This is a genomic window from Galbibacter sp. L-19 (assembly GCF_056857615.1).
Window position 1 is genome coordinate 49,730 of sequence record NZ_JBSXNL010000046.1, and the last position, 13,633, is coordinate 63,362.

Sequence of the window (13,633 nt, forward strand, 5' to 3'; positions counted from 1 at the left end):
AGAATTAATACTTCTCATAGTGAAGTACAAGGTACTAGATTCATTAAAATTTAGCAAGTTGAAGATGAATCTATTGAAAAATGACTTTAATTTACCTATACTATGATTCTTTTTTAAGATGCTCTTGAAATTTTTGGTGCAATTTCTGCATCACACTGTTCAGTTTTTCAAACGTAGGCATTTCTTTGCCAGTATATAAAAACATAAAGCCATAAGAATCTCCTTCAACAGTATCAAAAAAGAGATGTTTATTAAGTCGGTATGCTTCTCGTAGGAGTCTTTTTATTCTATTCCTATCTACTGCTTTTTTAAAAGAGCGTTTAGAGACGGACACCCCTGCTTTAATTTTTACCTCATCTTCTAGCTTTGTAAAAACTAATCGGATAGGATATTTGGACACAGAATCTCCTTCAGCAAATAACTGGCTAATAAGCGTAGCGCTTTTGAGTTTTTCTTTTGAAGGAAATGACTGATCCATATACTATTTAAAATTGGGTGTAAAAATAAGAAAAGGCTTTATTTAAAAAGCCTTTTCTTTTAGATATGTATGTTTGAACTAGGTATTCTTTCCGTTAATAAGCTAACTTTTTAAAAAATATCCGTCCGTATAACTTTAGTTAAATCAACTATCTCGAGCCAAGCTTACGAGGTATTCAAAAGAAAATAATTTAATCCTTTTCGACGTAGAGCACTTCGGTATACTCAGAACAGGTTCTGAGGAATAAACTCTCAATAAAGGATTTAAACATTATCCAAACCCTTATTCTGCTTGATATTCGTTATTCTCTCTATTAACATCTGCCATTAATCCAGAAGGATCTACTGCTATTCCTACAATTTCACTCTTTGGAGTATCAATTGTAAAGCTATATGTTGGAAAAGCCCAAGGCCAATCTGGAAGTACTGTTCTTTCAACTCCATCAAATGGATTAGCTTTCTCTCCATGCATCATTCTAAGTGGAGCGTAGAAATACTTAGCAGAACCGTCTTTATACAACACCATTACATCAATAGGCATTGGCATAAGTCCAATACGTTCCATTTCTATTTTTGTTTTCCCGTCTTCTTCAGTAACACCTTTAATTCCGTAATCTATAGTATTGGTAGTTTTAGTCCAATCTGTTAAATACCAATCCAACTGCATTCCTGAAACTTTTTCAGCAGTACGCATAATATCGTTTGGAGTTGGGTGCTTAAATTTAAAATCGTTGTAATACTTTCTAAGTGTTTTCATTACATTATCCTGACCAATAACATACCCTAACTGTGCTAAGAAAACTTCCCCTTTGCTGTATGCAGAAATACTATATGATCTGTTGTAATTATATCTATCTGCATGCGTAGTTTGTGGTTGTTCAAAACCAGAATTTGCTAGTGCGATATAACCTCTATAAGCCCCTTCAAATGGATTTGGTTTGTTTTCTCCCATAATTTGGTTCATACATAAATCGGAAATAAAAGAAGTAAATCCTTCATCCATCCATTCATTTTTAGACTCATTAGAAGCTAAAACATGTTGAAACCAAGAATGCGCAAACTCATGGGCAGTTACTCCTACAAGACTCCCAAATTTACGTTCTCCAGTAATAAGCGTACACATAGCATACTCCATACCACCATCTCCTCCTTGAATAACAGAGTATTGTTTGTAAGGATACTTTCCTACGTTTTTATTATAAAACGCTAGCATTTCTGCTGTTTTTGGCTGAAGTTTTTTCCAGTTTTCTTTAATTTCTTCCTTGTCTTTATAGAAAAAATGAAGCGTTGTACCGCTAGGAGTTTCTAAAGTATCATGAATAAATTCTGGATCTGCTCCCCAAGCAAAATCGTGTACCATAGGTGCTACAAAATGCCATGTAAGTGTTTTTCCTTTTACTTTTTTCTGTTTTGTCCCTTCTGGAAGGTATCCATGTCCAACTTCCTCTGGGTTTTGTAAATATCCAGTACCACCTACTACATACTCTTTGTCTAAGGTTAATTTTACATCAAAATCTCCCCAAACGCCTTGGAATTCACGACCAATATATGGGTCTGCATGCCAACCTTCAAAATCATATTCGGCCATTTTAGGGTACCACTGTGTCATAGAAAGAGCAACACCCTCCGCATTATTACGTCCACTTCTACGAATCTGTTGTGGCACTTGCCCGTTAAATTCCATATCAAACTTAACTGTTTGCCCAGGAAGAATCGGTTTATTTAAGGTAACTTCAAGAATAGTTCCTTCTTCGTTATATTCAATAGCAGTTCCATCTTGTTTTAGACTAATTACTTTTAAATACCCTATTTCTGAAGGTGATAGTTTACTAATTCTATCTTCTACTCTTCTATCTGGATCTTGAATTGTTCTACTTCTCACATCCATTTCGCTCCCTGGTTGGAAGGCATTAAAGAATAAATGATAAAATACCGTTTTTAAAGTATCTGGAGAATTGTTGGTATACTTTAATTCTTGTGTTCCTGTATATTTATAATCTTTTACATCCATATCAACATTCATTTTATAGTCAACATGTTGTTGCCAATAAGTTGTTGAATTGGGTTGTATAGTTTCTAATGGATTACCGTTAGTAGGCGTAGTTACTGCAAATGCTTGAGATAGCATAGCAACACTTAAACCTATAGCAGTGATAAATGTTCGTTTCATATATTTGAGTTTAGTTAAAAAGTATGATTTATAACTTCGCTTTTCCGTTTGCAACTTTATCAGCAAGAATCATAGCGTTATAAAGATTTACCATTTTCCCAGATTTTGAAGCCTCTGCAAATGGTTTTTTATAATTTGGATTCCCTCCTAAAATTACATTTGCAGTTGAAGTAAGTCCAGATTGCATAATAATTTTCTTTACTTCTGATGCTTTTAATGAAGGGTAATATGCTCTAATCAATGCTGCAACACCAGCTACCGCAGGGGCTGCCATAGAGGTCCCTTGTAAATACTCATATCCATTGTTTGGAGTAGTAGACCAAATTTTGGTTCCTGGAGCAAAAACATCTACATTATTTTTCCCATAATTAGAGAAAGTAGCTACCATTTCTGGCCCATATTCGTAATTTAAAGCTCCAACAGTTAAGAAATTATCTGCTATTTCTGCTGTATTATTCTCGTTATCGTTTGGATATACATTGTTTTCATCTAAATCCATCGATTCGTTTCCAGCAGCTTTAATAATTAAAACATCTTTTGAAGCCGCATATTTAATAGCGTCCCAAACCCAGTCTTTGTGTGGAGAATAGTATTTACCAAAACTTCCGTTTAAAACTTTAGCACCATTGTCTACAGCATAACGTATTGCCAAAGCAACATCTTTATCGTACTCATCTCCATTTGGAACAGTTCGTACCGCCATAATCTTAACATGCTCTGCAACTCCATCCATTCCAACACTGTTATTACGTTCTGCAGCAATAATACCAGCTACATGCGTTCCATGTTTTGCATGCTCTTTATCTCCAATAACATCATTGTTTCCGTATCCAATATCATTAATATCGTCTGGATTATCTCCTACAATACTTCTTCCATCGAAATCTTTGTTTAGGTTATAATTTAATTGATCTGCAAAATACTCAATTCCTTCTTTTAATTCTTTCTTTACTGCAGGAACAGAATCTTCAAAACTAAACATTTGCATCATCATTCCTTTAGCCGCTTGTCCTTGCTCTGCAGAAGGCTCGTATGCAGCCAACTCTTCTTTAGTATAAACTTCTTTCCCTAATTCTTTTTGAAGAAACGCATCAGCAGCATTTACAGAACTTAAAATCTGCTCATATCTTGTTTTATTTTGAACTGCTTCGTTATACTTTTCATCATATTCTTTTAAAGCTCTTTTATATTCTTCAGAACCGTCGTCTCCTTTTACTAAAATTCTTACAAACTCTAATTGCTCATCATTAGCTTCGCCTAAAAAATTCCATCCATGGATATCATCAACAAAACCATTTTCATCATCGTCAATTCCATTTCCAGGAATCTCATCTTCATTTGTCCAAATTACATTTTTAAGATCTGGATGCTCAATATCAACTCCCGAATCTAAAACTCCAACAATTACTGTTGTAGGCTTTAAACTTTTCAGTTTATTAAAAATATCGCTATAGGCTTTATCTACACTCATCCCAGGAATGGTATCCGTAAGTAAGTCTTTGTGCCCCCAATCTTTTAATTGAGTATCTGTAAGTGGATCCACTTTTAATACTACAGAATCTATATTTTCTTCTGGTGTTAAAATTATAGCAGGAGATCCACATCCTACAAATAAGGAAGTTGCAATTGCGCAATAAGCAACAGATTTTTTAATAGTCATTGTCAAATATTTAAATAAATAATTCGTTAAATAAAAAGGTTTCTTTCAATCTAACCCCTTTTTCTGTTTTTTGAAGTGTACACACTTGGTTGTGTGCGTCGTGCTCTAATAATAAATAAAAATTATTATCTGCAGCTGTTTCTAAAAATGTTTTTTTCTCTTCTATGGTAAGTAATGGTCTAGTATCATAACCCATTACATATGGTAACGGAATATGGCCTACGGTTGGAAGTAAATCGGCCATAAAAACTAAGGTTTTATCTTGGTATTTTATATGCGGAATCATTTGTTTATCGGTATGTCCATCTACATAAAGTATATCAAAACCGAGTTCAGAATTCTTTAAAAATCTGTTTTCTGGAACAGAAAGAAAATTTAATTGTCCACTTTCTTGAATGGGGAGAATGTTTTCTGAAAGAAAAGAAGCCTTTTCTCGTGCATTAGGCTTTGTTGCCCATTGCCAGTGGTTTTCATTACTCCAAAAACGTGCGTTTTTAAAAGCAGGTTCATAGCCGTTTTTTTCTTTATTTAACTGAATACAACCGCCACAATGATCAAAATGAAGATGTGTAAGAAAAACATCTGTAATATCATCTCGATGAAAACCGTGCTTTTTAAGTGAAGCATCCAAATTATCATTTCCCCACAAGTAATAATACCCAAAAAACTTATCAGATTGTTTATTCCCTAAGCCTGTATCGACAAGGATAAGTCTGTCGCCATCCTCTATCAATAAAGACCTAGCGGCAATATCTATCATATTATTACTATCGGCAGGATTTGTTTTATTCCAAATTGATTTTGGCACTACTCCAAACATAGCTCCCCCATCTAATTTGAAATTTCCTGTTTCAATTGTGTATAACTTCATGTAAAATGTTATGATTCCAACGCACCGCAAATTAAGAAAAGGGAATAACATTCATCATAAAGACATCTTTTATTAAATGTTTTTTAACATTTTTTTACTATTATTGAAGTTATATTCGCTGTACAATCAAAAATTTATGATAGAGCTTGCTGGAATTGTAATATTGGGGATTATTGCACAATGGGTAGCATGGAGATTTAAAATACCTGCTATTCTACCCCTCATCTTGATAGGAATGTTTGTTGGTCCTTTTTCTACGCTGTTTACGGAAGATGGAACAAAGCTTATTGAACCTATCTGGAACCCGCAATTGGATAAAGGATTATTTCCTGGAGAAGGATTATTTCACTTTGTATCATTAGCCATAAGTGTAATTCTTTTTGAAGGAGGTTTAACTTTAAAGAGAAACGAAGTTTTAAATGTTGGCCCTGTAATTTTTAAACTAATTACCATAGGTACTATAGTTACTTTTTTAGGTGCTGGTTTTGCATCTCATTTTCTCTTTAATTTAAGCTGGCCTATTTCTTTCTTATTTGCCGCTTTAATTATTGTAACTGGTCCAACCGTAATTACCCCTATTCTTAGAAATATCCCTCTGAAAAAAGATATTTCTGCAGTTTTAAAATGGGAAGGTATTTTAATAGACCCAATTGGAGCGGTTGCTGCCGTATTGGTTTTCGAATTTATATCCGTTGGAAAAGGAACAGAATATACCCAACAAGCTTTAGTAGAGTTTGGAAAAACAGTGGTAGTAGGCTTTTCAATCGGGTTTTCTTTTGCATATGCTCTCTATTTTGCCATTAAGAAAAATGCAATTCCTCATTTTTTAATGAATGTAGTTTCTCTTTCTTTTGTAATTGGTGTGTATGTATTATCTGAACAATTTGCTCATGAATCTGGACTACTTTCTGTAGTGGTAATGGGAATGGTACTTGGTAATATAGATTTACCTAATATTAAAGAATTACTCTACTTTAAAGAGTCGCTAAGTGTTTTACTAATTTCCATTCTTTTTATTCTGCTGTCTGCAAATATAAATATGCAAGACTTGTATTTAATTTACAATTGGAATACACTCATCTTATTTGGATGCGTTGTATTTTTAATTCGCCCAATTGGGGTTATGTTAAGTACCATTAATTCTGGTTTAAAAACAAACGAAAAAGCATTTATAAGTTGGGTAGGCCCTCGTGGTATTGTAGCGGCTGGGATTGCTTCTCTATTTGGAAACCGACTTGTTTTAGAAGGGGAACCTGGCGCAGAGTACATAACACCACTTGTGTTTATGATTGTATTAGGTACTGTACTTTTTAACGCAACAACAGCCAGATTATTTGCTAAAATTTCTGGAGTTTTCTTAAAAGAGTCTACTGGTATTTTAATTGTTGGAGCTTCTAATATTTCTAGAATTATAGCTAAATATCTTCAAAAAAACGGTCGCCATGTTGTGCTTATAGATAGTAATAAAGAAAATATTGAGCGCGCAAAAGGTATGGATTTGGATGCTGAAGAGGCTAATATTTTTTCTGATGATTTAACTAATAATATCGAACTCAACGATATTGGATATCTAATGGCATTAACTGCAAGTGAAGAGGTTAATAAACATGCTATAGAACGCTTCAAAAATCAATTAGGAGAGAATGGCGCTTTTAGATTAATTACAACCGAAGAAATGAAAAGCGATTATATTGAAATGGTAGAATTGCTCTTCTCAAAAAAAGACGATTATATTAACTTAAGTGAAGTTGCCCGTGACTATCCTAAAATTAATGAAGTTGAATTGGAATCTAAAAAACATTTCTTGGAGCAGATAGAAAAGCTTAACAATGAAAAGGATGCCATTCCTATCTTCATAAAAGACAATAATGAAGACTTACATATTATTGCTTCTTACACCAGTAATATGGAAATAGCTGAAGGTAATAAATTGGTATATTTAGGAAAACCAATGGATGTAATGGATGTTAAAAACGATAAATCCGACGAAGAAGAAGCTCCCGATAACAATTAAAAAATAATGAAATATCCATTTATAGACACACAGCAGAATAATTATTTGGATGTTCCATTTGACCGTTTAAAAAATGGTAAAAAACAAACACATGAAAACTCTCTTTTTAAAACTGATAATTTTCTTACTTGCTATTATTTGGATTTCTAGTTGTGACCAAACACGCTTTCGTAATAAAGGCAATCAACTTTTTGGGGAAAATCCATACCTAGCAACTACAAATTACACATCTAAAGAAGTGCCCGAAGGCTATGCAGAAATTCAAATCGATTCTGCTTTAGCAAACAATTTTGTTGTAAATACAAAATATCATACTACAGATGATAAAATTCTTAAAGTAGAAAAAAACAAGCTTGGAGAGATCCATAAAACTGTTTATAAAGAATTTCATTCTGATCTTTCTGTTTATTATAAAAACAATCTTGTGCTGAAAAAGCGTGTTGAAAAAGATACTTTCAATATAAAAGACAACCCTATGTTAGAAGCTGCATTTATGCAATCTTTTAAACTGAATGAAATTGCTTCTACTACAAATGAAGTAGTATTTTCGGTTACATTTTACAACCCTTCCGCAGAAAATTATATAGATTACGAATTTGTAGTAGACAAAATAGGCGATTATTACATCCGAAAAGTATAACCTACTCTTTTAAAAATATAAACAACATAAAAAAAGACCGTTTTTAACAGTCTTTTTTTATGTTTAATCGTTAAGTTTTAATACCGCCATAAATGCTTGTTGAGGAATTTCAACATTCCCTACTTGACGCATTCTCTTTTTACCTTTTTTCTGTTTCTCTAAAAGTTTTCTTTTACGAGAAATATCTCCTCCGTAACATTTTGCAGTTACATCTTTTCTTAATGCTTTAACCGTTTCTCTAGAAATAATTTTAGCCCCAATTGCAGCTTGAATTGGAATATCAAATTGCTGTCTTGGAATTAATTCTTTCAACTTCTCCACCATTTTCTTACCAATATTATAAGCATTATCGGCATGAATTAATGCTGAAAGGGCATCTACAGAGTTTGCATTTAATAAAATATCTACCCTTACCAATTTAGATTCGCGCATTCCTATAGGCGAATAATCAAATGATGCATATCCTTTTGATACCGTTTTTAAGCGGTCATAAAAATCGAACACTATTTCTGCAAGAGGCATATCAAAAGAAAGCTCAACACGTTCTGGTGTTAAATAAGTTTGATTGGTAATAATTCCTCTTTTTTCAATACATAAAGACATTACTGGACCTACAAAATCGGCTTTTGTAATAATTGTAGCTTTAATATATGGCTCCTCCACCCGATCAATACTTGAAGGGTCTGGAAGATCTGATGGATTGTTTAATATTATCTTTTCGTCTGGGTTCTTCTTAGTATAGGCATGGTAACTAACGTTTGGTACGGTAGTAATAACCGTCATATCAAACTCACGCTCTAAACGTTCCTGAATAATTTCAAGGTGAAGCATTCCTAAGAATCCACAACGGAAACCAAAACCAAGAGCTGCAGAACTTTCTGGAGTAAAAACCAAAGAAGCATCATTCAACTGTAGTTTTTCCATAGCACCTCTAAGCTCTTCATAATCTTCTGTATCTACAGGATATACTCCTGCAAATACCATAGGTTTTACATTTTCAAAACCTGCAATCATATTTTTAGTTGGATTGGCTGAGTCTGTAATAGTATCTCCCACTTTTACCTCTCTAGCATCCTTAATTCCTGTAATTAAATACCCTACATCTCCAGTTTTAACCACTTTTTTAGGGTGCTGAATAAGTTTTAACGTTCCAACCTCATCGGCATCATAAGTTTTTCCAGTGGCCAAAAATTTAATCTTTTGCCCTTTTGAAATTTCTCCATTAATAACTCTAAAATAGGTTTCTACTCCTCTAAACGGATTATAAACAGAGTCAAAAATTAAAGCTTGAAGTGGCTCTTCTGGATTTCCTTTAGGCGGTGGAATTCTTTCAATAATTGCAGAAAGAATTTCCTCAATTCCAATACCTGTTTTGGCGCTAGCAGGAATTACTTCTTCAGCATCACAACCTAATAAATCTACAATATCATCGGTTACTTCTTCTGGATTTGCACTCGGAAGATCCACTTTATTAAGCACTGGAATAATTTCAAGATCATTCTCCAATGCTAAATATAAATTAGAAATTGTTTGCGCTTGGATACTTTGAGCTGCATCTACAACCAGTAAAGCACCTTCACAAGCTGCAATAGAACGAGAAACCTCATACGAGAAATCTACGTGCCCAGGAGTATCTATCAAGTTTAAAATATATTCTTCTCCTTTATATATGTATTCCATTTGAATAGCGTGACTCTTAATGGTAATACCACGTTCACGCTCTAAATCCATACTATCTAAAAGTTGTTCTTTCTTTTCTCGCTCGGTAACAGATCCAGTAAAATCTAATAACCTATCTGCCAACGTACTTTTCCCGTGGTCAATATGAGCGATTATACAAAAGTTTCTTATGTGCTTCATAGCCGTTTATCAATGCAAATTTTCAATCAGCAAATATAAACTATTTTAACACGCTTGAATAAGATATTATTTTTTATTGAAGATATATCAACTATAAATTCTAAATTACACAGTTAAAAATATAAGGTTTTAAAAAAAAATCTATATTTATAGCCCTAAATCGCCTAAATCCATGCACCGAAACCAAGTTTTAGTACTCCTTTTTTTGCTAGTTACTTGTAAACCTCTTCTTTCACAAGAATTTATGGTTAAAGGAAAAACTATAGATTCTAACAATAGAACACTCTCTTTTGTAAATGTTATGCTTTTAAATGCAAAAGATTCGGTATCTATTGCAGGCACCTCCACTGAAGAAAATGGAACTTTCATTCTCAATAAAATCCCAGAAGGAAATTATATTTTAAAAACTTCTTATATAGGGTATCATAATAATTATAAAAATATAACTGTCCATAATAACTTTAATGCTGATACTATTATCTTAAAGCATGATATAGAAAACTTGGAAGAGGTAACCCTAAGTTTTCAAAAACCACGACTAGAAAAAAAGAATGGGCGACTTATTTTTCAGGTAGAAAATTCCACTTTATCCTCTTTATCTACCTATGAAATTCTACAAAGAACTCCTGGAGTTATCTCTTTAGATGATAAAATTTCAGTAAAAAATTTAAAAACTACCGTCTATATAAATAATAAGAGAGTTTACCTTGATGATAGAGAACTGAAAAATCTTTTGGAAAACTTTGCAGGCAATAATATTGCTTCCATAGAGGTAATTACAAACCCATCGGCAAAATACGATGCTGAAGGTGGCGCTGTACTTAATATAATTACCTCAAAAAACATTTCTATAGGTTATAAAGGAGCTGTAAATGGGACATGGGAAGATGCTATTTTTCCTAAATATACACTCGGAACAAGTCATTATTACAAAAATAATGTAGTAGATTTTTATGCAGGATATTCTTTCAACCCAAGAAAAGATTATAAAAGAAGTGATAGTTATGTAAATTTTTTTGATGGTAATTTACCAAGCAACCAATGGGAGACTTCTTTGTACAAAACAACACGCTCTAAAGCGCATAATTTCAATACTATTTTAGATTTTAATTTAGATGATAAAAATAAAGTGAGCTTTTCTTCCAACATTATTTACAACCCAAGTAAAAGTATTGAAAACAAAGTCAATACCGATGTTTTATCTGCGGAAGACACTAAAGAAAGTAGCTTTAACACCAATAGCGATATTGATATAGACAACACTAATATTACCTTAAACGCAACTTATAATAGAGAAATTGGCAAAAATGGAACCCATTTGGATATTCAAACTAATTATGTTTATTATAACGAAGGAGAAAACCAAATATTAGCAACCGATTATTTTGATGAGAACGACTCTTACCAATACACCAATGCTTTCGATACAGAAGCAAGTCAGAAAAACAATATTTTTACCGGGCAAATAGACTTTTCTAGTCCGTTAGGCGCCAATAATTTAGAATTAGGAGCTAAATACTCTTCTATTAGTAGCGGAAATATAATTGCTTTTTATGGAGATTACACTCCGAGTTCGTCCAGAGATGACCATTTTGATTACGACGAACAGATTTGGGCTTCCTATGCAAATTTCTCACGAGATTGGGACTCATGGTCTTTAGTAGCTGGTTTAAGAGGAGAATACACAGATGCTATCGGGAATTCTGTTGCACTAGGGACTATAAACAAACAACATTATTTAGAATTGTTTCCTACTTTCAGTTTACACCATCAAGTTTCGGAAAAGCATGAAATAGGAGTAAGCTACAAGCGTGCCATTGCAAGACCGCGCTACCAAAGTTTAAATCCATTTCGATATTATTTAAATGAAAATAATTTTATAGCTGGAAACCCTTATTTAAAACCTTCTATTGAAAATAAAATATCCTTAGACTACACTTTTGATGGAAATTATATTTTTGAAGTGTATTATCAGCAAGAAAAAAACGAATTAAACAATTTAACTTTTCAGAGGAATAATGCACAAGTAGTTTATAATTCTACTTTTAATATTGAAGAATCTTTCCAATACAGCATTGATTTTATCCATTACAGACCAATTACTAAATGGTGGTTTTTAAGTACGTATATGTCTGGTTTTTTCTATGAAATGTCTTTTATAGCTAGAGAAAGTAACGATGCTATACAAACACAAAATACTGTTGGTTATTTCGGACAATTATACAATTCGTTTACCATTTCCAAAGAAAAATCGATATCAGCCGATGTATATCTAGAATATGTATCTAGATTTTTTATTGGAAATTACCTGATGAAAGACCGATTTAAAACAAACTTTGGCTTACGTAAAAAACTATGGAACGGCAGAGCAAGCCTAAACATAAATTTAAATGATGTATTTAATACTTATAACATCCCCCTTACCACTAGGTATTTAAACCAAGATAATGGGTATACTGCTAAGCCTGAACAAAGAACATTTACCATTGGCTTTAATTATAAATTTGGAAACTTTAGATTAGCAGATAACAAAAGAAATATCGATTTTAAAGAAGAAGAGAGATTAAAAGAAGAAACAGAATTTTAACACTTCTCTTTAGAAATCTTATGTTACTTTGCATTTTTAACCAACTTTTGGTTATAAAACAACTACTTATAATTAGTTAAAACTAATATAGTATTCAAGGTATTCTAGCTACGTTTTAAAGAATAATAAATATTGACAAATGAATTTTATAAAGAAAAATGTCCTTTTATTTTTAGGAGTTACTACACTATTTATTTCGTGTAAAGATACTCCTCAAAAGGAAGAAGTAAGTAAAGTTGACCCGATAATTAATTCGGTAAAAGAACAATATGCGCCAGATAAAAGGGTTGCCATGTTTGATATTGAAACTATTAAATCCAATAATGGTTATGTGGTAAAAGGAAGTTCTAATTTACCAGACGCCGTAGCAGATTTAAAAGGGAAACTAAAAGCTGAAAACATCAATTTTGTAGATAGCATTGAGATTTTACCTTCAAAAAAATTAGAAGGAAAAACTCAAGGAATTATAGCAATTTCTGCAGCAAATTTGAGAGGTAATCCAAGGCATTCAGCAGAACTCGTAACGCAAGGAACTTTAGGAATGCCCGTAAATATTTTTAAGAAAGAAGGAAGCTGGTATTTAATCCAAACCCCAGATAAATACATTGCTTGGGTAGATTATGGAGGCGTAACACCTATGGATAAAGAAGAATTTAATACATGGAAAGCTTCAGATAAAATTATTTTTACCGCTACCGCAGGAAGTTCTTATGCTGAAGCAAATGCCAACTCACAAGTAATTTCTGATCTCGTTGGTGGGAATATTTTAAGTTTACTAGACGAAAAAAATGATTTTTATGAAGTAAAATACCCTGACGGAAGGGTTGCTTATCTTAAAAAGAACGAAGCTAAACCTTACAAAGAGTGGATTAACTCTTTAACTCACACCAAAGAAAGCTTAGTAGAAACCTCTAAAACCCTCATGGGCTTACCATATTTATGGGGAGGAACCTCTCCAAAAGGTGTGGACTGTAGCGGATTTACCAAAACTGTATATTTCTTAAACGGAATGGTGATTCCTAGAGATGCTTCCCAACAAATTAATGAAGGAATTTTAGTAGACGATACCAAAGATTTTAGTAAACTAATTCCTGGAGATTTACTTTTCTTTGGAAAAAAAGCAACAGGTTCTACCAAAGAGCGTGTTATTCATGTTGGTATGTGGATTGGCAACAACGAGTTTATTCATTCAGCAGGAAGCGTACATATTAGTAGTATGGATAAAAACGCAGATAATTATGATGAATACAACCTAAACCGCTACTTACGTACTAAACGTATTTTAAATGAAGATTCTAAAGGGCTTATTTACTTGGATAAGAAAAATATTTTTTAATCCTACCTAAATAAATCA

At 32.8% G+C, this 13,633-nt stretch carries 9 protein-coding genes; 4 read left to right on the plus strand and 5 right to left on the minus strand.

Features of this window, described 5'->3' with window-relative positions; translation table 11 throughout:
- Positions 1-100: 100 nt before the first annotated feature.
- The 4 genes from rnpA to AC13CQ_RS06240 form a co-directional block, all read right to left on the minus strand.
- The gene (gene rnpA / locus AC13CQ_RS06225; RefSeq protein WP_335587670.1) at positions 101-478 is read right to left on the minus strand and encodes a ribonuclease P protein component; all 378 of its coding nucleotides are present in this window, start codon (positions 476-478) and stop codon (positions 101-103) included.
- A 282-nt stretch (positions 479-760) separates the two neighbouring features.
- Positions 761-2,647: a M1 family metallopeptidase gene (locus AC13CQ_RS06230; protein WP_474506857.1), complete on the minus strand. Its 1,887-nt coding sequence runs from the start codon at positions 2,645-2,647 to the stop codon at positions 761-763.
- Positions 2,648-2,675: 28 nt separating this feature from the next.
- The gene (locus AC13CQ_RS06235; protein ID WP_474506856.1) at positions 2,676-4,307 is read right to left on the minus strand and encodes a S8 family peptidase; all 1,632 of its coding nucleotides are present in this window, start codon (positions 4,305-4,307) and stop codon (positions 2,676-2,678) included.
- A gap of 10 nt (positions 4,308-4,317) precedes the next feature.
- On the minus strand, positions 4,318-5,178 hold the full coding sequence (locus AC13CQ_RS06240; protein WP_474506855.1) for an MBL fold metallo-hydrolase: 861 nt from the start codon (positions 5,176-5,178) through the stop codon (positions 4,318-4,320).
- A gap of 136 nt (positions 5,179-5,314) precedes the next feature.
- Between AC13CQ_RS06240 and AC13CQ_RS06245 the strand changes: the two genes are divergently transcribed.
- Positions 5,315-7,192, plus strand: a complete 1,878-nt coding sequence (locus AC13CQ_RS06245) for a cation:proton antiporter (RefSeq protein WP_335587667.1) — start codon at positions 5,315-5,317, stop codon at positions 7,190-7,192.
- A 91-nt stretch (positions 7,193-7,283) separates the two neighbouring features.
- Positions 7,284-7,832, plus strand: a complete 549-nt coding sequence (locus AC13CQ_RS06250) for a hypothetical protein (RefSeq protein WP_008611315.1) — start codon at positions 7,284-7,286, stop codon at positions 7,830-7,832.
- 63 nt (positions 7,833-7,895) lie between these two features.
- Here the strand turns inward: AC13CQ_RS06250 and lepA are convergent, their stop codons facing one another.
- Positions 7,896-9,692 (minus strand): translation elongation factor 4, encoded by a 1,797-nt coding sequence (gene lepA / locus AC13CQ_RS06255; RefSeq protein WP_335587666.1) that lies wholly within the window; start codon positions 9,690-9,692, stop codon positions 7,896-7,898.
- A gap of 244 nt (positions 9,693-9,936) precedes the next feature.
- On the opposite strand from lepA, the gene AC13CQ_RS06260 reads away from it, so the two are divergent.
- Both AC13CQ_RS06260 and AC13CQ_RS06265 read left to right on the plus strand, forming a co-directional pair.
- Complete coding sequence (locus AC13CQ_RS06260) at positions 9,937-12,279, plus strand: outer membrane beta-barrel protein (RefSeq protein ID WP_474506854.1); 2,343 nt, start codon at positions 9,937-9,939, stop codon at positions 12,277-12,279.
- Positions 12,280-12,418: 139 nt separating this feature from the next.
- Positions 12,419-13,615 (plus strand): C40 family peptidase, encoded by a 1,197-nt coding sequence (locus AC13CQ_RS06265; RefSeq protein WP_474506853.1) that lies wholly within the window; start codon positions 12,419-12,421, stop codon positions 13,613-13,615.
- Positions 13,616-13,633: the final 18 nt, after the last annotated feature.